30 protein-coding genes are annotated in these 21,145 nt (G+C 68.4%); 13 read left to right on the top strand and 17 right to left on the bottom strand.

Annotated elements, in window-relative coordinates; translation table 11 throughout:
• Window positions 1-5 precede the first annotated feature (5 nt).
• A complete protein-coding gene (locus ACSQ89_RS27260) occupies window positions 6-203 on the bottom strand; it encodes a hypothetical protein (protein WP_093110004.1) in 198 nt (65 codons plus the stop codon).
• Between the two features lie 291 nt (window positions 204-494).
• Here ACSQ89_RS27260 and ACSQ89_RS27255 point away from each other — a divergent pair, with 291 nt between their 5' ends.
• Window positions 495-758, top strand: a complete 264-nt coding sequence (locus ACSQ89_RS27255) for a hypothetical protein (RefSeq protein WP_436292181.1) — start codon at window positions 495-497, stop codon at window positions 756-758.
• Here the strand turns inward: ACSQ89_RS27255 and ACSQ89_RS27250 are convergent.
• Window positions 755-1,081 (bottom strand): hypothetical protein, encoded by a 327-nt coding sequence (locus ACSQ89_RS27250; protein WP_093110006.1) that lies wholly within the window; start codon window positions 1,079-1,081, stop codon window positions 755-757. The two genes, ACSQ89_RS27255 and ACSQ89_RS27250, sit on opposite strands and share 4 nt — an antisense overlap.
• 90 nt (window positions 1,082-1,171) lie before the next feature.
• A complete protein-coding gene (locus ACSQ89_RS27245) occupies window positions 1,172-1,600 on the bottom strand; it encodes a CBS domain-containing protein (protein ID WP_093110007.1) in 429 nt (142 codons plus the stop codon).
• A gap of 208 nt (window positions 1,601-1,808) precedes the next feature.
• On the opposite strand from ACSQ89_RS27245, the gene ACSQ89_RS27240 reads away from it, so the two are divergent.
• The 5 genes from ACSQ89_RS27240 (at window position 1,809) to ACSQ89_RS27220 (ending at window position 4,414) form a co-directional block, all read left to right on the top strand.
• Window positions 1,809-2,219: a hypothetical protein gene (locus ACSQ89_RS27240; protein WP_436292182.1), complete on the top strand. Its 411-nt coding sequence runs from the start codon at window positions 1,809-1,811 to the stop codon at window positions 2,217-2,219.
• 11 nt (window positions 2,220-2,230) lie between these two features.
• Window positions 2,231-3,124, top strand: a complete 894-nt coding sequence (locus ACSQ89_RS27235; RefSeq protein ID WP_436292183.1) for a C1 family peptidase — start codon at window positions 2,231-2,233, stop codon at window positions 3,122-3,124.
• A gap of 40 nt (window positions 3,125-3,164) precedes the next feature.
• The gene (locus ACSQ89_RS27230) at window positions 3,165-3,566 is read left to right on the top strand and encodes a PIN domain-containing protein (RefSeq protein WP_093110009.1); all 402 of its coding nucleotides are present in this window, start codon (window positions 3,165-3,167) and stop codon (window positions 3,564-3,566) included.
• A 218-nt stretch (window positions 3,567-3,784) separates the two neighbouring features.
• The gene (locus tag ACSQ89_RS27225) at window positions 3,785-4,105 is read left to right on the top strand and encodes a calcium-binding protein (protein WP_436292184.1); all 321 of its coding nucleotides are present in this window, start codon (window positions 3,785-3,787) and stop codon (window positions 4,103-4,105) included.
• Window positions 4,106-4,189: 84 nt separating this feature from the next.
• Entirely contained in the window at window positions 4,190-4,414 is a 225-nt protein-coding gene (locus tag ACSQ89_RS27220) for a hypothetical protein (RefSeq protein ID WP_436296582.1), read from the top strand.
• A 25-nt stretch (window positions 4,415-4,439) separates the two neighbouring features.
• Here the strand turns inward: ACSQ89_RS27220 and ACSQ89_RS27215 are convergent, their stop codons facing one another.
• Together ACSQ89_RS27215 and ACSQ89_RS27210 are read right to left on the bottom strand one after the other, a co-directional pair.
• The gene (locus ACSQ89_RS27215) at window positions 4,440-5,357 is read right to left on the bottom strand and encodes a hypothetical protein (protein ID WP_436292186.1); all 918 of its coding nucleotides are present in this window, start codon (window positions 5,355-5,357) and stop codon (window positions 4,440-4,442) included.
• The gene (locus ACSQ89_RS27210; RefSeq protein WP_436292187.1) at window positions 5,354-5,500 is read right to left on the bottom strand and encodes a hypothetical protein; all 147 of its coding nucleotides are present in this window, start codon (window positions 5,498-5,500) and stop codon (window positions 5,354-5,356) included. The genes ACSQ89_RS27215 and ACSQ89_RS27210 overlap by 4 nt, the downstream gene beginning before the upstream one ends.
• On the opposite strand from ACSQ89_RS27210, the gene ACSQ89_RS27205 reads away from it, so the two are divergent.
• Window positions 5,499-6,284 (top strand): UPF0149 family protein, encoded by a 786-nt coding sequence (locus ACSQ89_RS27205; protein WP_436292188.1) that lies wholly within the window; start codon window positions 5,499-5,501, stop codon window positions 6,282-6,284. The genes ACSQ89_RS27210 and ACSQ89_RS27205 overlap by 2 nt on opposite strands.
• 25 nt (window positions 6,285-6,309) lie before the next feature.
• Window positions 6,310-7,494 (top strand): MFS transporter, encoded by a 1,185-nt coding sequence (locus ACSQ89_RS27200; protein WP_436292208.1) that lies wholly within the window; start codon window positions 6,310-6,312, stop codon window positions 7,492-7,494.
• Here the strand turns inward: ACSQ89_RS27200 and ACSQ89_RS27195 are convergent.
• From ACSQ89_RS27195 to ACSQ89_RS27175, 5 genes are all read right to left on the bottom strand, one after another.
• Window positions 7,484-7,792 carry a GNAT family N-acetyltransferase gene (locus tag ACSQ89_RS27195; protein ID WP_436292189.1) on the bottom strand — a complete coding sequence of 103 codons (309 nt, stop codon included), beginning with the start codon at window positions 7,790-7,792 and terminating at the stop codon, window positions 7,484-7,486. The genes ACSQ89_RS27200 and ACSQ89_RS27195 overlap by 11 nt on opposite strands.
• A complete protein-coding gene (locus ACSQ89_RS27190; protein ID WP_436292190.1) occupies window positions 7,789-8,274 on the bottom strand; it encodes a nuclear transport factor 2 family protein in 486 nt (161 codons plus the stop codon). Before ACSQ89_RS27190 ends, ACSQ89_RS27195 begins: the two co-directional genes overlap by 4 nt.
• A 16-nt stretch (window positions 8,275-8,290) precedes the next feature.
• On the bottom strand, window positions 8,291-8,788 hold the full coding sequence (locus tag ACSQ89_RS27185) for a CinA family protein (RefSeq protein WP_436292191.1): 498 nt from the start codon (window positions 8,786-8,788) through the stop codon (window positions 8,291-8,293).
• A gap of 8 nt (window positions 8,789-8,796) precedes the next feature.
• Window positions 8,797-9,330, bottom strand: coding sequence for a phosphatidylglycerophosphatase A family protein (locus ACSQ89_RS27180; protein ID WP_436292192.1), 534 nt, complete (start codon window positions 9,328-9,330; stop codon window positions 8,797-8,799).
• Between the two features lie 104 nt (window positions 9,331-9,434).
• The gene (locus ACSQ89_RS27175; protein ID WP_093110019.1) at window positions 9,435-9,710 is read right to left on the bottom strand and encodes a hypothetical protein; all 276 of its coding nucleotides are present in this window, start codon (window positions 9,708-9,710) and stop codon (window positions 9,435-9,437) included.
• 148 nt (window positions 9,711-9,858) lie between these two features.
• Between ACSQ89_RS27175 and ACSQ89_RS27170 the strand changes: the two genes are divergently transcribed.
• Together ACSQ89_RS27170 and ACSQ89_RS27165 are read left to right on the top strand one after the other, a co-directional pair.
• Window positions 9,859-10,482, top strand: a complete 624-nt coding sequence (locus tag ACSQ89_RS27170; RefSeq protein WP_436292193.1) for a response regulator — start codon at window positions 9,859-9,861, stop codon at window positions 10,480-10,482.
• Window positions 10,482-12,287 (top strand): ATP-binding response regulator, encoded by a 1,806-nt coding sequence (locus ACSQ89_RS27165; RefSeq protein WP_436292194.1) that lies wholly within the window; start codon window positions 10,482-10,484, stop codon window positions 12,285-12,287. The genes ACSQ89_RS27170 and ACSQ89_RS27165 overlap by 1 nt, the downstream gene beginning before the upstream one ends.
• Window positions 12,288-12,335: 48 nt before the next feature.
• Here the strand turns inward: ACSQ89_RS27165 and ACSQ89_RS27160 are convergent, their stop codons facing one another.
• The 6 genes from ACSQ89_RS27160 to apaG all read right to left on the bottom strand — a co-directional run bounded on the left by ACSQ89_RS27160 (window position 12,336) and on the right by apaG (window position 18,234).
• Window positions 12,336-13,208, bottom strand: a complete 873-nt coding sequence (locus tag ACSQ89_RS27160) for an HDOD domain-containing protein (protein WP_436292195.1) — start codon at window positions 13,206-13,208, stop codon at window positions 12,336-12,338.
• A 73-nt stretch (window positions 13,209-13,281) separates the two neighbouring features.
• Window positions 13,282-14,199 carry an aspartyl/asparaginyl beta-hydroxylase domain-containing protein gene (locus ACSQ89_RS27155; RefSeq protein ID WP_436292196.1) on the bottom strand — a complete coding sequence of 306 codons (918 nt, stop codon included), beginning with the start codon at window positions 14,197-14,199 and terminating at the stop codon, window positions 13,282-13,284.
• A gap of 119 nt (window positions 14,200-14,318) precedes the next feature.
• The gene (thiL, locus tag ACSQ89_RS27150; RefSeq protein ID WP_436292197.1) at window positions 14,319-15,299 is read right to left on the bottom strand and encodes a thiamine-phosphate kinase; all 981 of its coding nucleotides are present in this window, start codon (window positions 15,297-15,299) and stop codon (window positions 14,319-14,321) included.
• A gap of 7 nt (window positions 15,300-15,306) precedes the next feature.
• Window positions 15,307-16,431 (bottom strand): YbdK family carboxylate-amine ligase, encoded by a 1,125-nt coding sequence (locus ACSQ89_RS27145; protein WP_093110042.1) that lies wholly within the window; start codon window positions 16,429-16,431, stop codon window positions 15,307-15,309.
• A 74-nt stretch (window positions 16,432-16,505) separates the two neighbouring features.
• The gene (locus ACSQ89_RS27140) at window positions 16,506-17,774 is read right to left on the bottom strand and encodes a cation:proton antiporter (RefSeq protein ID WP_436292198.1); all 1,269 of its coding nucleotides are present in this window, start codon (window positions 17,772-17,774) and stop codon (window positions 16,506-16,508) included.
• 64 nt (window positions 17,775-17,838) lie between these two features.
• Window positions 17,839-18,234: a Co2+/Mg2+ efflux protein ApaG gene (gene apaG / locus ACSQ89_RS27135; RefSeq protein WP_093110026.1), complete on the bottom strand. Its 396-nt coding sequence runs from the start codon at window positions 18,232-18,234 to the stop codon at window positions 17,839-17,841.
• 156 nt (window positions 18,235-18,390) lie between these two features.
• On the opposite strand from apaG, the gene rpe reads away from it, so the two are divergent.
• The gene (rpe, locus tag ACSQ89_RS27130) at window positions 18,391-19,086 is read left to right on the top strand and encodes a ribulose-phosphate 3-epimerase (RefSeq protein WP_436292199.1); all 696 of its coding nucleotides are present in this window, start codon (window positions 18,391-18,393) and stop codon (window positions 19,084-19,086) included.
• Here the strand turns inward: rpe and ACSQ89_RS27125 are convergent.
• Window positions 19,076-19,339: a hypothetical protein gene (locus ACSQ89_RS27125; RefSeq protein WP_093110028.1), complete on the bottom strand. Its 264-nt coding sequence runs from the start codon at window positions 19,337-19,339 to the stop codon at window positions 19,076-19,078. The genes rpe and ACSQ89_RS27125 overlap by 11 nt on opposite strands.
• Before the next feature lie 92 nt (window positions 19,340-19,431).
• Between ACSQ89_RS27125 and ACSQ89_RS27120 the strand changes: the two genes are divergently transcribed.
• Entirely contained in the window at window positions 19,432-20,421 is a 990-nt protein-coding gene (locus ACSQ89_RS27120) for a succinylglutamate desuccinylase (protein ID WP_436292200.1), read from the top strand.
• An 85-nt stretch (window positions 20,422-20,506) separates the two neighbouring features.
• Window positions 20,507-21,133 carry a sensor histidine kinase gene (locus ACSQ89_RS27115; protein ID WP_093110030.1) on the top strand — a complete coding sequence of 209 codons (627 nt, stop codon included), beginning with the start codon at window positions 20,507-20,509 and terminating at the stop codon, window positions 21,131-21,133.
• Window positions 21,134-21,145 lie beyond the last annotated feature (12 nt).

The following is a 21,145-nucleotide window of genomic DNA, read 5'->3' as shown; positions in this document are numbered from 1 at the left end:
AGGCCCTAGCGTCCCTGGCTCAACCGGCTGAGGCCCTGGTCGGTCAGGAAAATGGTGCCCCGCTGGTCCGAGGCGACGAAGCCGTTGGACCGCAGGCGGCTGGAAACCTTGATCGAATCGGTGGGGGATCGCTTGGCAGCGGCCTCGCGCAGCGCCTGAAGCGTTCTCCACTGTTCGTCATTGAGCTGGATTTTCTTTGTCACGGCAACTTCCTTCCATCCCGGCAGTGTGGCAAGGCAGACGTTCTCGCACCTCCTCCAAAGGTGCTCTTGTCAGAAGACCTGTTTCGGACTAGGAGCCGCCGCCGATTGAACTGCGAATGCGGCCTCGTGCCAAGAGGGCTTGCCGCATCAGGCCTGGGCCAAGCCGGTTTCTTGGCCGGCGCCGGACCCATGCTCCGGTTCGACATGACGGTTGTGTGACATCCGCGCGCCCGGCGACCCTGCGCCGGGCAGCGTTATGGCAGCGTCACACGGCTTTTTGAGAATCCGCGGATGGCGCGTCAACTTCTTTCCATCGCCCTTACCGTCGACCAGCACGACGATGGCGATTTCTATTGGATGCTCCTCGAGTCCTTCGACAACTCGATGGAGTTCGAGTCCCTCATGGAATCCGCGAGCGGGTTCGAAACCTATATCGAAGCGCTCGACGCGGGCTACCTCATGCTCAAGCGGCTCTCGGACGATCTGGCCATCGGGCCCCAGGACGAGTTCGACGATCCCGGCGACCCCGCAAATAGCGTTAACAGGCCCTTCTAGCGCAAGAGCGCCGGCGTCGCTGCAGGGTCAGCGTCCTCCCGCGCCCGCTCGGCGCCTGCCTGGCGCGCCACATGCCACCAGAGCAGCATCCGCTCGAAACTGCCTTCGAAGCCGCGGTCGCGCAGCGCGTCGGCCACCAGCGAGCACTGCGCCGCGGTGCCGCGGTCCAGCACTTCGTTCGACGATGTCTCGGCGCACCGGAGGTAGACGTACTTGAGCTGCTGGATCGATGCGGCTGCAATGAAGCTCGGCGCATCGGCGTGGACGACATGCGCGTTGAATGCCAGCGCGAACGCCAGCACCTGGATCGGCAGAATCTTCATGAAGGGCCCCTTCTTCGCGGACCTTCCGCGCAGAAGAATCGTCCCGCGCACGGGGGCGTCCTTCAATCCCGCGAATGCGTAACGGGGCGCTCAGCTCTGGATGTAGGTGCGCAGCTGCTCGATGGTCTGTTCATGGTCGGCGATGATGTCGTCCATCAGGTCGCGGATCGAGATCATGCCGACCACCCTGTCGCCATCGACCACCGGCAAGTGGCGGATACGCTTCTGGCTCATCAGCGTCATGCACTCGCGCGTGCGGGTGGCCGGCGTCACGGTCAGCACGTCGGGCGTCATGAGCTCGGCGACCAGCACCTCTTTGGAGTTCCGGCCCTGCAGCGCCACCTTGCGCGTGTAGTCGCGTTCGGAGATCACGCCGACCAGCTTGTCGTGCGACATCACCATGAGCGCGCCGACCTCGTGACGGGCCAGCGCCTCCAGCGCGTCGAACATCGTGGCGCCCGGTTCGATGCGCCAGACAGCCGAGTCGCGACGCTTGAGCAGTTCGGAGACAGGTTTCATGGAAGGCCCTCCAGGAGAAACGTTTGCGTGCAACCCACGCAAGGGCCGCGCCAGCGCAAATCATAGGCGGCGCGCGCAACAGTCCCAAGGCTAAGCGGAAGGTCTACTCTTTGACCGAAGGTCTACCCATTTCGTGAGATGGACACCCGCATCCGCGCGCATCACCATGCGACGCGCGGCTGCCACTGCCGCCCGAGGAGGAGCTGCGATGCACATCCTGATGAGCAAGGGAAGCGTTGGCGACGATGTGGAGCGGCTGCGCCGCGCACTCGCGAATGCGCTGGGCGGCGACGCGGAGCTCTTCCCTTCGCTGAAGAAGGCGAACACGCCGATCCTGGGCTTGGACCGCATCCACGACGAGGCCTACTCCGGCTGGGACGGCTCCTGCGACACGGGCGAAGCGCTCGCGCTCTGGCGCCAGGCCGCCAGGCTCGACAGCCGCACCAGGCGGGTCAAGGACGAGCGCGTCCAGGTCGCGAAGGATGCGGCGGGCCGGCCCGTGCTGCAAGCTGCGGCACATGGCGGCTTCGACAACGACATCGACGTCGTCACGCGCACCCTCAAGCGCATCACGGGCGCCGAGCTCGCGCTGCCGGTGGACGATCTGCGGGGCTTCTGAGCGCTCGAGGCATGGCCACCTCCAAGCCGACACCCCCGGAAGCCAAGGACGCGCCTGCATATTCGAGTGCGGCACTGGAATGGGCCAGGCTTTTGCTGCCAGTGCTCGTTTCCTGGCCGCTGGTCGTGCTGGTCGTTGCCTATCTTTTCCATGACACGCTGGGCGGGCTCATCACCCGCTTCGCGCAGTCCACCGAGGGCAAGGCCGAACTGGGGCCGTTCAAGATGGAACTCGGCAAGCCGGTACTGCCGCCGCAATACCGGCCGCAAACCGCCGATCCGCGGCAGGACGAGATCGATCTTTCGTCCGCCATCGGCAAGATCGGCGACACGGGCCCCGAAGGCACGACCGTCGGCTTCTCGGTGGCCTATGCCATCCAGGCGGCGGCCAGCGAGGCCGGCAAGGAGGTGGTCGTCTCGCCGCGCGGCATCTATGTGCTGTCGAAGAAATACGACGAGTGGCCCGGCGAGAACTATGAAGGCTCGTCCTTGCTCGGTGCCGTGAAGGCCGCCAAGGAGGAGGGGGTCTACCTCGAGAAGGACTGGCCTTACGATCAGAAAACCGTGCCCGTCGGCAAGAAGCCTGCCTTCAAGCTCAAGAGCTATGCGCAGGCAAAGTCCATCACGGCCATCCTGAACGCGCTGCGCGAGAAGAAGGTCGTCGCGCTGACCGTGCAGGTGACGGAGGACTTCGATCACGTGTCCAAAGAAGGTCGGGTAACCATCAAGCTGCCGCTGCGCGACCTTGGGAGAAAGACGATCACCATCGTCGGCTATGACGCGAAGACCGCGGAGTTCAAGTTCGCCAACGACTGGGGAACGGGATGGGGATCGGGCGGCTTCGGCTGGATCAAGGACACCGACCTGGCCCGCATACTGGACGACGGCTATACGGTCGAACTCTAGTGACTGACGACAGAATGGAAGAAGAAGCAGCAGCGAGCACATGAGCATCGTGATCGACACCAACATCGCCCTCGACCTGCTGGTCTTCGACGACCCCGCCTGCCTGCCGCTCGCCGCGGCCCTCGATGCCGGCGAGCTGCGCTGGCTCGCCACCGCGGCGATGCGCGACGAGTTCGCGCGCGTGCTCGGCTATCGCCTGATCGCCGCGCGCCTGGCGCAGAACGGCCGCGATGCCGAAAGCGTGCTGGCGGCCTTCGACCGCCGGGTGGGGCCGGTGAGCGAGGCGCCGGCGCGCGCGCCCTGCACCTGCAGCGACCCCGACGACCAGATCTTCATTGACCTTGCGGTGGCGCATCGCGCGCGGCTCCTGAGCAAGGACCGGGCGGTGCTCGCGATGCGCAGGCGGCTGGCGGCGCTGGGTGTTGCAGTCTCGGGGATCTAGGGCAGGCCCACTACCCGCTCGACGCGCGCAGCGCGGCGGCCGGCGACGAAGCGGCTCCGACATGACGGCGTTGCCAGGGCAAAAGTACTGCTTTCATCTGAACCGTTCCGGTGCTTGTCGACGAGGAAAGGAGGACATCCATCCCATGCGCTTGAGAGCGATGACCTTGATGATGGTCTTCATATCGCCGGCATTCCCGGTGCTCTTCAAGGAAAAACATGGCGACCATGACCGGGTCCAACGGAGACGACAACCTCACAGGCACCGTCGGCAACGACACCATCAACAGCGGCAACGGCGATGACAGCGTCGATGGCGGTAGCGGGAATGATTCGCTGAATGGTGGAGCGGGATCCGACACCCTCGACGGCGGCAGCGGCAGCGACCAGCTCAACGGGGGCTCGGGGAGCGACACGCTGATCTACAACGTGAGCGAAAACCTCGCGGCGGGCACGAAGGACGTGTACACGGGCGGGTCGGGTGTCGATACGCTTGAACTCCAACTCACTAGGGCGCAGTGGCTGGAGTCTTCCACCTAGACACAAATTGCCGCCTACCTGGCGCATCTTTCCGCTGTCACCAACGCCAGGACGTACCGCACCACGCAGCTGGTGCGTGGCAAGGTGGTCTACGTTTCGGCCGACCGTCTGATCGATCGCGCGACCAATGCCCCTTACTACTCGGTGCTGGTCGAGGCCGACCCGGCTTCATTGGCGACGGCAGGGGACCTGAAACTGCTGGCCGGCATGCCGGCCGAGATCTACGTCAAGGGAGACGAGCGCACGCCACTTCAATACCTGGTGGAGCCGGTCACGCAGGTGCTGCGCCGCGCCGTGCGGGAGCGTTGATGAAGAATTGCCGGCTGCCGGCGGCTTAGTTCGTCGTCGGCGGCGCGGGCAGCTCATGGCCGTACCAGCGCGCCAGCAGCCGCGCCACCGCGCGCGAACGCTGCGTGTCCCGGCCCCAGCGTCGGCCGGCCGGCAGATGCCGCAGCCAGCGCATGCGGCGTGCCGCCAGGGCTAGCCGCTCGCGCACCTCGTCGCTTTCATCTGCCATCGCCGCGTGCCAGCGCGCACCGGCCGCCTGCGGCGAAGCCGCGCGCACCAGCATGGCGGTGGAATGCAGGTAGCTGAGCCAGTCGCGCACCTGGCATTCGGCCAGCGGCAAGGTCTCGCCCGGATCGTCCTCGAAATCGATGTAGCCGATGACGCCGTCCGGGCATCGCACGAGGTTGCGATCGAAGGCCTGGCTCAGGTAGGCGCCGTGCGCATGGACGGTGGCGATGGCGGCCAGGCCTTCGCGCCAGACCGAGAGCAGTGCGACCGGGCCCGCAGCCGCGGCCTGGTCGAGCCGTTCCTGCAGCACCACCGGCGGCCGGCCGCTCCCGCCGAGGTCGGAGATCAGCAGGCCGTCGGGCTGCTGGGCCAGCACCGCCGGCACGCGCAGGCCCGCGGCGCCCAGCGCACGCAGGCGCCGCGCCTCGGTGGCGATGGCCGCCTCGCCGCCCGGATTGGGCACCGGCGTCAGCACGTCCAGCCGCAGCAGGCCGGCAACCGCCGCCATCAGGTGGTAGCCCAGCTTGCCGTGGGGCGGGCCGGCCTTCTTGAGCCAGACGCGCTCGCTGCCGAGACGATGGCTGGCCACCGCCTTCTGCTGCTGCGGCAGCATGGTGCGCAGGAATTCCGCGTAATCGCCGGGTTCCAGCGGCGGCGTGCTCGCCTCCAGCGGCGCCGGCGCCGAAGCCTGGCCCTTGCGCGTCTGCACGCGCGTACCTCGTTTGACAGGGTTCATGAGGCTGGCAGGCTGGCGATCAGGCCGAGCGCGCACAGCGCAAAGGCGCTGTAACGCGTCGGAAACGACGGAATCGTCGGTGTTGAAATGGTGAGTCCCCCAAAGCCTTGCTGCATCATAGAGGGCTGCAGCCGCAACGCCATGACGACCATCGACTCCCCGACGCCCGCCTCCTCGCCCGACAACGCACCCCTCGGCCCCGACGATTTCGACGCCCTCGACCAGGCGCTCGACGCCATGCGCGAGCACGACGACGAGACTCCGCAATGGGAGTTCTGCGAGGGCTTCATGGCCGCGCTGGTGTGCACGCGCCGGCCCATCGAGCCGGCCGAATACTGGCCGGTTCTGCTGGGCGAGAGCTTCGTGCCGGCGCAGCACATGGAATTCGTCTGGCGCTGGAAGCGGCGCTGGCGCGAGATCGAAACCGGGCTCGACGCCGACGTGCAGTCGCTCGACGACGAACGCACCTGGCAGCCCGAAGTGCTGGATACGCGCGGCGCGATTGCGGCGCTGCCCGAGGAGGAGCGCACCGGGATGGAGGGCGAGGCCATCCCGTCCTTTGCGCAGGTCTGGGCGCTCGGCTTCATGTTCGCGGTCGAGAACTGGCCCGAGGACTGGGCGCCGCCGCGCGACAAGGAGGCGGCGCAGATGCTCGACGAGGCGCTCGACACCATCGTCACCCTGACCGAGGACGACCGCGCGAAACCCGAGGTTTCGATGTACAGCGAAGACGGCCCGCCGAGCGTGAGCCAGCAGCGCGTGGACGATTTCGGTGCCGCGATCTGGGCCGTGTACGACCTGCGCCAGCTCTGGCGCAGCATGGGCCCGCGCGTGGAGACGATCCGCAAGGAAGCGACTCCTGGTCGGAACGACCCCTGCCCCTGCGGGAGCGGAAAAAAATACAAGAAATGCCACGGTGCCAGTTGAGCTGACCTCGCGCCGCGCCTGGGGCATGGTGCTGGCGCTGTGCACCGCCTTCGCCTTGAGCCAGGCCTTCCGCACGGTGGGCGCGATCATGGCCGTGCAGCTGCAGGCGGATTTCAAGCTCTCGGCGCAGGCGCTGGGCGTATTTTCGGGCTCTTTCCACTTTGCCTTCGGCGCGATGCAGCTCTTGATGGGCATCGGCATCGATCTGTACGGCGTGCGCCGCACGGTCTTGACGGCCTTTCCGCTCGCCATCGTCGGCGCGGTGGTCTCGGCGCTGTCCGCCGACTACCTCGTGCTGGTGGCCGGCCAGGTGCTGATCGGCGTCGGCTGCGCGCCGGCCTTCCTGGTGTGCACGGTGTTCATCGCGCGGCACTTTCCGGCCGCGCGCTTCGCCTCGGTTTCGGGGCTAGTGCTTGGCATCGGCGGCGTGGGCATGCTCGCGACCGGCACGCCGCTCGCGTGGCTGGTGCAGGCGCATTCGTGGCGCGCGGGCTTCGTCGTGCTCGGCGCGGCTTCGGTGCTGGCCTGGCTGGCGATCCTGCTGTGGGTGCGCGAGCCGGCACGCGAAGGCTCGCAGCCGAAGGAATCGGTGCCGGCGGCGCTGCGCCAGTTCGGCACGCTGTTCGCGATGCCGCACACGCTGGGCATCCTGCTGCTCGGCGCCGTGACCTATGCCGCCTTCATCTCGCTGCGCGGGCTGTGGCTCGGGCCGCTGCTGGTCGAGCGCCATGGCTACTCGCTGGTGCAGAGCGGCAACGTGGCGTTGATCGTTTCCGTCATTTCGCTCGTCGGTCCGCCGCTGTTCGGCCGGTTGGACCGCGACGGCCCGGCACGGCGGCGCCGGATCGTGGCGTGCAGCCTCGCGTATGCGGGCTTGTTCGCCGTCATCGCCTTCCTGAACGCGGCCTGGATCGACATCGCGGCCACCATGCTGATCGGCCTCATTTCCGGCTTCATCGTCTGGCAATACGCCGACGTGCGGGTCGCCTACCCAACGGCGCTCACCGGCCGCGCGATGGCGGTGTTCACGATGGCGATGTTCCTCGGCGTGGCGCTGATGCAGTGGCTCACCGGCGTGGCGGCCTCGGTGGCCGCGGCCTATGGCATCGAGACCTTCAAGGTGGTGCTGGCCACCATCGCGGTCCTGCTGGTGGCCGGGGCGGCGGCCTTCGCCTGGCTGCCGAAACCTGGCGCGGCGCTCAGATCTTGAAGGCGCGCTGAACGTCGGGCCGCACCAGCTCGGCGTACTCGCGGTGCTTGCGGATCCAGCCCGCGATGAACTGGCACACCGGGATCACCTGCTTGCAATGGGCCCGCGCCTCGTCGAGCACGTGCCTGGCGATGGCCGAGCCCACGCCCTTGCCTTCGTGCTCGGGCATGACCTCGGTGTGGGTGAACATCACCGCTTCGCTGAGCAGGTTGTATTCGCAATAGCCGGCGAGCTGGCCGTCGATGTGGGCCTCGTAGCGGTGCCGCTCGGGTTGGTTGGTGATCGTGATGTCGGTCATGGATTGCGGGCCATGTAGGCGGCCAGGTTCTTCGCGGCGCCGGCGCGCACCTTGTTCTTGAGCATCGGCGTCCAGCCGAGCAGCAGGCCCGGCGTGCCGAGCGCCTGGCGCGACCAGGTCCAGAAATCGAAGCGGTCGCGCTGGGTGGCGATCAGGCCTTCGGGCGTGAAGGTGAAGCTGGAGTCGATCGAGTTGTCGACGATGCGGCCGGTGGTGCTGAAGCGGTAGTGCGCATCCCAGTGCGCGCTGCCGGTGGAGGCGTCGGCCTTCACGTCGCGCCAGCTGAGCTTCCAGACATCGGCGCCCTTGGCGCGCGTGGCCTCGCAGAGCATCTTCCACATGCCGCCGACCTCGCGCGCGCCCTTGAGCGAGAAGGCCTCGTCGTCGAAGCGCGCATCCGGCGCGTAGCAGGCGGCCATCGTCTCGGCATCGAGCTTCGCGAAGGCCTGGTAGAGGCGCTGGATGGCTTCTTCGTTGTGCATGGGCGGGCATCGTAGCCTAGGCTGCGCGAACCAGGTTCACCAGCGTCTGCAGCGCATGCCGCACGGTGGCGGCGCGCACCGCGGCGCGATCGCCATCGAAGCGGCGGTGTTCGGTGTGCACGCGGCCCGCCACCGACCAGCCGAACCAGACCGTGCCGACCGGCTTCTCGGCCGTGCCGCCGGTGGGGCCGGCCACGCCGGTCACCGACACCGCGGCCTGCGCCTGCGAGCGCGTCAGCGCACCCTCGGCCATCGCGCGCACGACCGGCTCGCTGACCGCGCCGTGCGCCGCGATCAGCGCCGCGTCGACGCCCAGCAGCTCGGTCTTCGCCGCATTGGAATATGTGACGAAGCCGCGCTCGAACCAGAGGCTGGAGCCCGACAGTTCGGTGCAGGCGCCGGCGATCAGCCCGCCGGTGCAGCTTTCGGCAGTGGCGAGCATCCAGCCCTTCTGCTGCAGCAGCTCGGCCAGGAGGCCCGCCAGCGCAGGCGTGTCGTGTTCGGATTCGTTCATCGTGTAGCTCACCATGCGCGCCAGGCCGCGATCACCAGCAGGGTGCAGAAGGCGGCCACCAGGTCGTCGAAGAGGATGCCGAAGCCCGCCGCGCCCCAGCGCACCGCGCCCGGTGCGCTGTCGCGCTGCTTGAACAGCTTGTCGGCCCAGCCCACCGGCCCGGGCTTGGCGGCATCGAAGAAGCGGAACAGCGCGAACGCGATGGCCTGCGCCAGCAGGCCGGCCGGCATCACCAGCCACAAGATCAGCCAGAAGGCGACCACCTCGTCCCACACGATGCTGCCCGGGTCGGCGATGTTCATGTGGCGCGCGGTCACCGTGCAGGCCCACCAGCCGATCGGCAGCGAAACGAGGATCACCCAGCCGATCGCCGGCGTCGACAGCCAGCGCTGCATGACCAGGAAGGCGACCCAGGCCCACAGCGTGCCCACCGTGCCCGGCGCGCGCCGCGGCAGGCCGGCACCGAAGCCCAGCGCGATCAGGTGCGCGGGGTGTGCGAACAGGAAGCGCAGCGTCGGGCGCTGCAGCGAAGGAACGGGCATGGCACCGGAAGTGGAAGCGGACTGCATCGACCGACAGTGTCGCGCATCTGCGGCTGCAGGAGCGCCCACTACGGCCGCCGGACTCGGCGCTGAAAGAGAGTTGATCAGGCCGGCTGGAAGTGCTGCCGGATGCGCTGGGCCACGCCCTTGGGATTGCGGCGCAGCGTGTCGGTGGAACAGGAGCCCAGGAACATGCCCTCGAGATTGAGTTCCACGCGTGAGAAATAGGTGCCCAGCGAGGCGCCGGCATCGAACAGGCAGTGCTCCAGCGAATCGAAGGCGCCGCTGCCGCTCTTGTCCTGCCCATCGGTGCCTAGAGCACTGATGCGGTAGCCATAGGCGTCCGTTCCGATGCGGTGGATTTCGATGAGGGGCTTCATTCGACAGGGGAAAAGGGCGGGGTTAGTGAACTTTTGGTTACTCGATGGTCGTCGCAACGCGCTGGTGGGTAAATAGTCCATTTGGACCGGGCGCCGGCCCGCCGTACTGACGCAGAATGATCGCGCTTTTCGAGATCGCTTCGCCCTCATGCTGCCACCCAGAATTCTTCTCATCGACGACCACGCGCTGTTCCGCTGCGGGCTGCGCATGGTGCTTGCCGCGGGCATCGCCGATCTGGAGGTGGCGGAGGCGGCTTCGCTCGAGGAGGCCATGCGCTCGCCGATGGAGGGCCCGGCGCTGGTCCTGCTGGACATCCAGCTGCATGGGCTCAACGGCCTGGAAGGCATCGCGCTGGTCAAGCGCAAGTGGCCGGAGGCGGCGGTGGTCATCCTCTCCTCCGACGTCGCGCACCACAACGTCCGGCTCGCCCTGGAGCGCGGCGCGCTCGCCTTCGTGTCCAAGGCCGAGCCGGCCGACAAGATCCTCGCCGTGATCGATCAGCTGCGGCGCGGCCTGCCGGTCGTGCCCGCATCGTCCTCGATGCTCGTGCCGGCAGGCGAAGCCGATGCCTCACGGCAGCTTCTGACGCCGCGCCAGAGCGAGGTGCTCGACCTGATGTGCCAGGGGCTTTCGAACAAGGTGATCGGGCGCCGGCTCAATCTCTCGGAGAACACGGTGCGCGGCCACGTGCAGGCGGTGCTCGCGGCGCTGCAGGTGTCGAGCCGCTCGGAAGCCGGCTTCGCCGCGCGGCGCAGGGGCCTGGTTTCCTAATGGGAGAACCGTCGCGGCTGCCTGAAGAGCGCATGCTGGTCGAGCAGCTGCGGCTGCAGCTGGGCAATATCGGCAGCTCGGTCATTCCGACCATCCTGGTCGCGCTGCTGCTGGTGTGGGTGCTCTCCAACGAGCGCAACGCAGTGGCGCTGCGCGCCTGGTGCGCTGCCATCGTGGTGCTGAAGCTGTACCTGGCGTGGGAGGCGCGGCGCTGGCTGGCTTCCGAGATCAGTCCCGAGCGTGCACGCCGGCTGCTGCGGCACAAGATGGTGCTCAATGCGATCGACGGCGTGGTCTGGGGCGCGCTGGCCTGGGCCGCGCTGGGCACCACCACCGTCGCCGGCAGCATCCTGGTGGTGGCCGTGCTCGCGGGCGTCGCGGGCAGCTCGATGTCCTCCCTGGCGCCGATACTGCCGGTCTTCATCGTCTTCGGCGCCGCCGAGCTGATCGTGCTGGGGGCGAAGCTGTGGACCATGGACGACCCGGCGTACGACGCGCTGGGCGTGGCCGCGATCCTCTACACCGCAGCACTGCTGGGACAGGCACGCAATGGCTCGCGGGCGGCGCGCGCGGCGATCGGGCTGCGCTTCGAGAACCTCGAGCTGATCGAGCGCCTGCGCGTCGAGACCGAGCATGCGCAGGCGGCGCACCGCGCGGCCGAAGAAGCCAATCTCGCCAAGTCCAGATTTCTCGCCGCGGCCAGCCACGACCTGCGCCAGCCGATCCATGCGCAGGGCCTGTTCCTCGAAGTGCTGGCGCGCAGCAAGCTCTCGGCCGGCCAGTACGACGCGCTGGCCAACGCGCGCGCCACATGGCAGGCCTCGGCCGAGATGCTCGACACCCTGCTCGACTTCTCGCGCATCGAGGCCGGCGTGGTCGAGCCGCAGATGCAGTCCTTCCACCTGCAGCCCCTGCTCAACAAGATCGAGAACGAACTCGCGCCCCAGGCCGACGCCAAGGGCATCGTCTACCGTTCGCGCGAAACCGATGCGGCCGTGCACTCGGACCCGGCGCTGGTGGGCCTGATCCTGCGCAACCTGGTGTCGAACGCGATCCGCTACACCGAGCGCGGCGGCGTGCTGGTGGGCTGCCGCGCGCGCGGCGACCTGTTGCTCGTCGAGGTGTGGGACACCGGCATCGGCATCGAGCCCACGCAGCACCAGGCGATCTTTCGCGAGTTCCATCAGCTCGGCAATGCGGAGCGCGACCGCCGCAAGGGCCTGGGACTGGGCCTGGCCATCGCCCAGGGACTGGCACGCGCACTCGGGCAGCAGCTCTCGCTGGTCTCGAAGCCGGGGCGCGGCACCGTCTTCAGGCTCAGCCTGCCCGTGGCGCTGATCGGCGTGGTGGCCGGCAGCGCCGACACCGCGCCCAGCGCCGCGCGCGTGTTTGACGTGCGCGTGCTGGTGATCGACGATGACGAGTCGGTGCGCACCGGCATGAGGCAACTGCTCGGCGCCTGGGGCTGCGCATGCGATGTGGCCGATTCCATCGAGGAGGCGCAGGCGCTTGCGCGCGCCCATCCGCCGGGCCTGGTCATCAGCGACTACCGCCTGCGCGAGCTGCGCACCGGTGCGGAGGCGATCGCGGCGCTGCGCGCGGAGTTCGGCGCCGAACTGCCGGCGCTCCTGATCACCGGCGACACCGCGCCGCAGCGGCTGCGCGAAGCGCGCGCCACCGGCGTGCCGCTCTTGCACAAGCCGGTGCTGCCGAGCGAGCTCTACCGCGCGATGACCTTCGTGCTGAACGGACGCGAGCTCGATTCCTCGTTCGCGGGGCTAGATACGTCGCCGCTGGCGCTTTAGAGCCTGTGAACAGGCCCCAGCCGCGCTGAGCGGCGAGCCTCGACAAGATCAGGCGATCATGACCTCGAGGTCGGCGGCGAGTTCGGCCGGCGCCGGCATCTCCTGGAACATCTCGCGCGACACCTCCGCGGCCTCCGCGACCTCCGACGGCCAGCCCTCGAGCGCCTCGATCGCCGCCGGGCCTTCGCGATCCAGCGCCACCCGCCAGACGGCCAGGTGCACGATGCCGGCGAGCGGATCGAAGGGCTGCACGTCCATGGGCCGCGCGAAGCCGGCGAGGGCCGTGATGAACTCGTCGGAGAAATTCCAGCGCGAAGCCAGCTTGGCGCTGACGTCGCCGAAGTGGTAGCCGAAAGCCTGCTCCTCGGCCTGGATCCGGTTCATGGCATCGATCGGACAGGAGGCGTTGAGCGGGGCCATCTCTTCGGGCATGACGATGGACATGATCAGATGGCCGATCGCGTGCATGCTGCCCACGGTGAAAGCGAGGTTCGGGTCGACGGCGCGCGTTGTGCCGGCCAGGTGGCGCGCGACGGAAGCGACGCGCAGGCTGTGGCGCCAGAACGTCGGCAGATCGACGTTGGGGATCCGCTTGAAAGCGCCTGCGAGGTTCGAGCTGACCACCAGCGTCCGGATCGAGGACAGGCCGAGCATGCGGATGGCTTCCTCGATCGTCGAGATCTTCTTGCGCACGCCGTAGTACGGCGAGTTGGCCAGGCGCAGCATCTTGGCCGTGAGCACCTGGTCGACGTCGATCTTGCGAGCCACCTGCGACAGCGTGGCGTTGTCGTTCTGCAGAACCTCGATCAGATCGCGCACCACCCTCGGCACCGTGGGCAGCGAGTGATTCTCGGCAAACAGCTCGTCAAGGGTTGTCGCGTGCATGCTCGGCGGCACCTGGATGATTTTGAGGGGCTCCATTTTCCAATGATTTCAGGCCCCGGCCCGCTCGCGCACGCGTAACAACGCACACTTGGGTGCGCCGCGCCGGCGCTCAGAAGAAGAGCAGGTAGAACAGCCCGCCGAAGATCAGCCACTTGACGGCGTAGTAGCTCGGCTTGTTCCAGGCCTTCAGGCGCTTGCCCAGCACGCGGATCTTGTAGATCTGGGCGAAAGCCTTGTTCAGGCCGCCGATCGGCTCGCCGTCCACGTTCTGCGTGGCCGCGGCCTTGATCATGCGCCAGCCGATCTCGCGATTGATCCAGCGCGCCAGCGGATTGTTGAGCGGCCGTTCGATGTCGCAGAACAGGATCAGCCGCGTTTCATCAGTGAGGTTCTCGGCGTAGTGGATGTAGGTCTCGTCGAACATCACGGCCTCGCCGTCCTTCCAGTGGTAGGACTGGCCGTCGACGAAGATGCGGCAGCTCGGCGCATCCTGCGGCACCTTGAGACCCAGGTGGTAGCGCAGCGAACCCGCGAAGGGGTCGCGATGCCGCACCAGCTTGCTGCCCGGCGGGAGGATGGCGAACATCGCCGCGCGCACCGAGGGAATGCCGGCGAGAAGGTCGGTGGTCTTCGGGCACAGGCCGCGGGCCGAAGGCAGGAAGTCGCCGTACCAGTTGAGGTAGAAGCGCTTCCAGCCGGTGCGGAAGAAGGAGTTGAAGCCGATGTCGGTGTAGCCGGCCGCAGCGCGGATATGGCCTTCGTCAAACAGGCTCAGGCCCTCGTCGCGGATGGTCTGCCAGTTGTTCTTCAGGACGTCGAGTTCGGGGAACTGCTTGAGGTCGATGTAGGGCTTCGCCGGCACCGACGAGAACCAGTACATCAGCACGTTGAGAGGGGCCAGGAAGGTCGAGTGGTCGCTCAGCTGGCGGCCGATGCGGTGCCGCACCTGGCCGCGGAAGTGCACGTAAAGGCCCGCGCTCAGGAAGGCCAGGGGAATCAGAAGTTTGTAGGAGAGGAAACTGGGCATGGGAGGGGACGCAAGAAGATGCGTCGAAAGTCGGCGGCCGGCAGGCGGGCCGGGCGCCAGCATACCTGCTGCGGCCGGTTTTCGCACGCGAGCCGCCGCCGCTCTTGCCTGGAGCGCGCTCAGGCGAAGTGGTCGAAGGCGCTGAAGCGCTGCGCGATCGCCGTGCCCTGCGCATCGACGATGCGCAGGCCCGGCGCGGCCTCGATGCGGCCGATGCGCGCGACCGGGGTCGCGCTGCGGCGGGCGGCTTCGAGCACCGCGGCGCTCGCGTCCTGCGGCGCGCTGAAGAGGAGTTCGTAGTCGTCGCCGCCGGCGAGCGCGCAGGCTCGCCGCAGTTCCGGGCTGAGCACCGCCGCATTCGCCGGATCGGCGCAGACGGCGATCAACGCGGCCGCGGCGTCGGCGTCGAGCGTCGCGCCCACGCCGCTGGCCGCCAGGATGTGGCCGAGATCGCCGACCAGCCCGTCGCTGAGATCGACCGCCGCCGTCGCGATGCCGCGCAGCGCCTGCCCGAGTGCCACGCGCGGCTCGGGTTGCTCCATGCGCGCGCGCGCCAGTTCGAAGAGCGCGGCTGGCAAGGCGAGCGTGCCGCGGAAGACCTCGAGCGCGAGCCGCGCATCGCCGAGCGTGCCGCTGACCCAGAGTTCGTCGCCGGGTTTTGCACCCGAGCGCAGCAGCGCCGCCCCGGCCGGCACCTCGCCGAAGGCGGTGATGCAGAGATTGAGCGGGCCGCGCGTGGTGTCGCCGCCGACCAGTTCGCAGTCGTGCGCATCGGCCAGCGCGTACATGCCGCGCGAGAAGGCTTCGAGCCAGGCCTCGTCGACCGCCGGCAGCGAGAGCGCCAGCGTGAAGGCCAGCGGCTTCGCGCCGCAGGCCGCGAGGTCGCTCAGGTTGACCGCCAGCGCCTTGTGGCCGAGCCGCGCCGGGTCGACGGTCGAGAGGAAGTGGCGGCCTTCCACCAGCATGTCGGACGACACCGCGAGCTGCATGCCCGCAGCCGGCGCGAGCAGCGCGCAGTCGTCGCCCACGCCGAGCGGGGAGCGCTTCGCGGGGCGCTTGAAGTAGCGTGCGATGAGATCGAATTCGCCGAGGCTGCTCATGCCGATCTCACTCGGCTCCGCCGCGAAAACGCAGGGCCGCTTGTCGCACGACTTCGGCCAGCAGGCGCTCCTTGCCCTGCCGTTCGCGCAACCAGCGCGCGTCGTTGCGATTGGCCTCGACGCTGGTGCGCAGCTCGCCCAGCGCTTGCGTGGCGTCGAGCGCCTCGCTGTGCCATTCGAGCTGCGTCATGGTCATGAGGATGTGGTCGCGCAGCGGCATGTGCTCGCCGCTCGCGGGGTCGACGTAGAGCGCGTCGAGCCCGAAGCGGCAGGCCTGGAAGCGGTTGTAGGTATAGACCAGGTAGTCGTCCTCGGTCGGCGTGAAGGGCTGCTCCTGCAGGAACCAGGCGGCCAGCGACTGCACGTAGCCGGCCAGCGCCGCGGCGCGCTCGACCGTGAGCGGCGTGTCGAACACGCGGATCTCGATGGTGCCGAACTCGGGCTTGGGCCGGATGTCCCAGTAGAAGTCCTTCATGCTGCGCACGACGCCGGTGCGGGTCATGCGCTCGAAGTAGTTGCCGAACTCCTTCCACGACAAGGTGAAGGGCGCGCGGCCAGACAAAGGAAAGGCGAACACCGAGTTGAGCCGCGCCGAGTCGAACTGCGTGTCCTGCCCCTGCACGAAGGGCGAGGAGGCCGACAGCGCGATGAAGTGCGGGATGTAGCGCGACATGCGGTGCAGCATCAGCAGCGCGCCGTCGGCATCGGGGCAGCCGATGTGCACGTGCTGGCCGAAGATGGTGAACTGCTTCGACAGGTAGCCGTAGAGCTCGGACAGCTCGCGAAAGCGCGGCTTGTCGTAGATGCGCCGCTCGTGCCACTGCTGGAAGGCATGGGTGCCGCCGCCGACCACCGCGATGTTGAGCTTGTCGGCGTTCTTCACCAGCGCGTCGCGGATCGGCGTGAGCTGGGCGATCACGTCCTTCGCCGAATGGCAGATGTCGGTCGAGATCTCGATCATGCTCGAGGTCATCTCGGGCACCACGCTGCCGGGCAGCGGGGTCTGCGCCATCAGGCGCAGCATGTCCTCGGCATAGGGCGCGAGGTCGTAGTCGTGGGTGTTGACCAGCTGCAGCTCGAGCTCGACGCCGAGTGAGAGCGCGACCGACTTGTTGAAGGGCTCGAGCGGCACCACGCGGCTCGACGGCGAGGCGGGCAGGGCGGGGGTGCCGTCGGCGCGCAGGTCGGTGGTGGTGGTCACGTCGCTCATCGTTGCGTGTCCTCCGTCGTGCTGAACGCCTCGGGCGTCCAGGGTTGGGAACTCTCGCCGGCGCCGTGGATGGCGATGGTGGCGAGCACGGCGCCCAGCATTTCCATCAAGAGGATCGCCGGCAATGCGATCTGCGTGATCATCGCACCCAGCAGCGGCGATGCCGAGACGAAGGCGGAGGTGATCAGGAGCGCGATCGAGGACAGCGGCGACATCGCGCAGCCGACCCAGAAGGCCTGCTTCCAGCTCGCGCCGCTGCCCGGATTGGCGATCGCGACGCCCGCGATCTTGGCGAAGGTGCGCACGCCGATCACCGCCAGCACCACGCTGGCGACCGGCAGGCTCCAGTCGGCCTGCGCGGCCACGATCGACACCAGCACGAACATCAGCATGGTGAGCAGCGAGGCCGCGGTGCCCAGCTGGCGTGGCCAGGCCCAGGGCTTGGGATGCAGCGCCTTCAGCAGCACGCCGCCGATCAGCGCCGCCAGCGGCGCCGAGCCGCCGAAGTGCGCGGCCAGCGCGGCGCCGGCGGCAATGATCGCGAGCAGCAGGATGGAGGTGTTCTCGCTGGCCGGGCTCATCACGCGCAGCGCCGAGCGCAGCGAGAGCGCCATCAGCGCGCCGACCACGAACGAAAGGCCCAGCACCACCGCCACCGGGTAGAGCTTCTGCAGCAGGCCCAGCGGCGCATGCTCGATCAGCCCGGCCTGCGCATAGCCGAGGGCGAGCGCGTAGAAGGTGTTGAGCGTGGCCAGCGTCATGGCGCGCTCGGTCACCGGGCCCGAGGCGCGGGTGTCCATCACCACTCGGCTCAGCACGGCCGGCGAGGCGACGATCGCCATCAGCGCGATCGGATTGGCCACCGGGTCGGGCACATCGAGCCAGTGCAGCACCCAGAACACGCAGAAGTAGGTCAGCGTCGCTTCCAGCAGGCTCTGCACCAGCACCATCGGGTTGTGGCGGAACCAGCGCAGCGGCAGCCGGCCGCCGGCCTCAAACAGCACGATTGCCACGCCGAGCTCGAGCAGGAACAGGCTGATGCCCTGCAGCGGCCAGATCGCGCCCTCGAAACCGGCAAAGCCGACCACGGTGCCGACGACCGAGTAGCCGACCACCTTGGGCATGCCCATGTAGCGCTGCACCAGGTGGCCGGCCGCGGCGGCGGCCGCCAGCAGCAGCGACCACAGGACCGTGGGCAGGCCGGCCGAGGGCCGCACCCATTCGGCCCAGAAGCCCAGCAGATCGTTGGAAAAGAAGGACGTCATCGGGCGGGCAGATTCAAGACACCAGAGCGCGCACGGCGTTCATGGTTCGAAGAGAAGAGTTGCGTCAGTGCAGCACGCGCGAGACGGGCACACCGCCCGCGTCGGCTTCCAGCACGAACATGGGAATCGGGACGTCGAAGCGTTCGCCGCGCTCGGTCACGAAGAAATAGCTCCCGTGCATGGTACCGCTCGGCCCCTGCAGCCGGCATCCGCTCGTGTAGCGGAAGGACTGCCCCGGCGCCAGCAGCGGCTGCTGGCCGATCACGCCGAGGCCCTTGACCTCCTGCGTGTGTCCGGATGCATCGTTGATGAGCCAGTGGCGCGAGATCAGCTGCGCGGCCTCCTTGCCTGTGTTGGTGACGGTCACCGTGTAGGCAAAGGTGTAGACCCGGTCTTCGGGGGAAGACTGGTCTGGCAGGTAGCGGGGCTCCACCTGAACGTTCATCGGATTGCTGGACATCGCCGGAATGGTACCTTGCCCCCACGCTCCGTCACTGCGTGTACTCGCTGCCCCCCGAGGGGGTCGCTGCAGGCCGCCCGTCTGCGCGAAGCGCGGACTTCGCCGCGCTGGCGGCCCGGCGTCGCCCTGGACAAGCTCCCTGCGACAATCCAGGCCATGAGCAGCCCGTTCCGCATCGCCCCCTCCATTCTTTCGGCCGACTTCGCGCGCCTCGGCGCCGAAGTGAGCGACGTGATCGCCGCCGGCGCCGACTGGATCCATTTCGACGTGATGGACAACCATTACGTGCCGAACCTCACCTTCGGCCCCATGGTCTGCCAGGCGCTCCGCCCGCACGCGAAGACCGCCGAGGGCACGCCGGTGCCGATCGACGTGCACCTGATGATCGAGCCGGTCGATGCGCTGGCCGCCGCTTTCGCCCAGGCCGGGGCCGACTACATCAGCTTCCATCCCGACGCCTCGCCGCACGTGCATCGCAGCATCCAGGCCATCAAGGCGGCCGGCTGCAAGGCCGGGCTGGTGTTCAACCCGGGCGCGGGGCTGGAGCCGCTGGACTGGGCGATCGACGAGATCGACCTGATCCTGATCATGAGCGTGAACCCGGGCTTCGGCGGCCAGAGCTTCATCGATTCGGCGCTGCGCAAGATCGAACTGGCGCGCAAGCGCATCGAAGAGACCGGGCGCGACATCCGCCTCGAAGTCGACGGCGGCATCAAGGTCGACAACATCGCCCGGGTCGCGAGCGCGGGCGCCGACACGTTCGTGGCCGGCAGCGCGATCTTCAATGCCAAGGACTACGCGAGCGTGATCTCGGCCATGCGCGCTCAACTGCAGGCTCCGCTCACGGCTTGAGCTGGTCGTTGTAGACGCGGTCCGTCACCGGCCCGCGGTCGGTGTCGACCACGCCGCGCTCCACGTCCTCCAGCGCCTGGCGGCCCACGCGCGGGGCGCCGCTGCCGTCCTGGTTCTGCTGGCTGTCCGAGGATTGGTCGCGCTCGTGCGGCAGGCGCGGCGCCGATTCGCCGCCCTGTTCGACCTTGGTCTTTCCGCCTACAGCGTCCTTCGCCGGATCGGTCTTCGCGGGGGCTTTGGGCTTGCGGGCCATGGCTTGCTCCTTTGTCATCGGGTGGTTGTCGCACGGCGAAGCGCCTAGCCCGGTAGGACCGCCATGCGCCGCGTTGTAGGATGGCCGACGAGATGAGCCCGCAACCCACCGACACCCTTCGCATCCACGGTTACGCCGCCTTGCAATCGGGCCCGCGGCTCATGGTGCTGGGCGGCGTGCATGGCGACGAGACCTGCGGCACCGCCGGCATCGAACGCGTGGTCGCCGAGCTCGACGCCGGGTTGCTGCAGCTGCTGCGCGGCCAGCTCACGATGGTGCCGGTCGCCAATCCGCTCGCGCGCCGCCTGGGCCGGCGCGAGGGCGAGCGCAATCTCAACCGGCTGTTCCGTCCGAGCCCGCCGGGCCTCGACCCGGCAGACTACGAAGGCCGCATCACCGACTTGCTGTGCCCGCTGCTCGACTGGCACGAGGTGCTGCTCGACCTGCATTCCTTCCAGAGCGCGGGCGAGGCCTTCGCGATGATCGGCCCGCGCGACAACACCGGCACGCTCGAACCCTTCGCACGTGCTTTCGAAGAGGGCCAGCTCGCGCTGCACCTGGGCACCCCGCGCGTGGTTGAGGGCTGGCTCGACATCTATGCGGCCGGGCTCGCGCAGCGCGCCGGCGGGCAGCCGGCCGACGAGGCGGCGCTGGCCTTCGGCTGGGGCACCAACGAGTACATGCGCAGCCGCGGCGGCTATGGTGTCACGCTGGAATGCGGGCAGCACGAGGATCCGGCCGCGCCCGAGGTGGCCCACCGGGCGATCCTGGCGGCGCTGCGCCTGCTGGGCATGATCGCGCCCGATCCTCAGGCAGCGCCGCCGGCGGCACCCTCCCTGCTGCGGCTGGTCAGCGTGACCGATCGTCTCGACGAAGAAGATCAGTTCGTGCGCGAATGGGCCACCTTCGACCCGGTGGCGAAGGGCGAGCCCATCGGCGTGCGCGCCGACGGCAGCGTGGTGCAGGCCGATCGCGACGGCTTCATCGTGTTCCCGAATTCGGCCGCGCTGCCCGGCACCGAATGGTTCTATTTCGCGGTCGAGAGCGAACGCGACCTGAGCCGGCCCCTGCCGGGCGCCTGAGGCGCGAAAGCGCCCGCCGCCTCCCAATTTCCTCCGTTATTGCCGGCGAGCATCGGGTGCCTGTCACCCGTTCGGAGCTATTCCCATGGCACTTTCGCCCGCCGTCGGCGTTGCCCTCAGCCTGAGCTGTTTGTTCGCTGCGCTGCCGCGCGTCATCGCCAGGCGCGAGGCCCGCGCCGCAAGTCCCGCCGACGTGCGTTTCGAGCCCGTCGAGCGCCGCTGCATCGATCTGCGGCAGCTGCTCGAGGAGATGCCCCGCGCAAGCGGTGCGGTGCTGCGAGCCGCCGGCATCGAGATCGATCAACGCTTGCCGGATGGCGCACTCTGCGTCTGGGCCGACGCGGAGGAGTTGCGGCGCATGCTCGCGCACATCGTGCGCCTGGCCTGCGATGCCATGCCGCGCGGCGGCGTGCTGCGAATACTGGCGCGTTCCGAAGGCGCGCAGGCCGCGGTGAGCTTCATGGACTCGAGCCTCGCGTCGGAGCAGCCCCGGCTGGCGCCGATGTTCGATCGCCTGTCTGCCGCGCGGCAGAAGGCGGACCCGGCCGACAGCGAGATCCGCGAGTGCGCCGTGCTGTCGCGGCGGATCGCCGATCGCCATGGCGGCCGCCTGTACGCCGCGCCCTCGTTGCTCGGCGGTCTCGGGATCACCTTGCGCATGCCCTTGGCGAACGTCGATGCGGCACCGGCGCCATGGGGTGCGCTGTCATGATGGCCGGCGATG

This window comes from Variovorax sp. LjRoot175 (assembly GCF_964253805.1).
Lineage (GTDB): Bacteria > Pseudomonadota > Gammaproteobacteria > Burkholderiales > Burkholderiaceae_C > Variovorax.
This window is presented reverse-complemented; position numbering and strand designations above follow the sequence as displayed.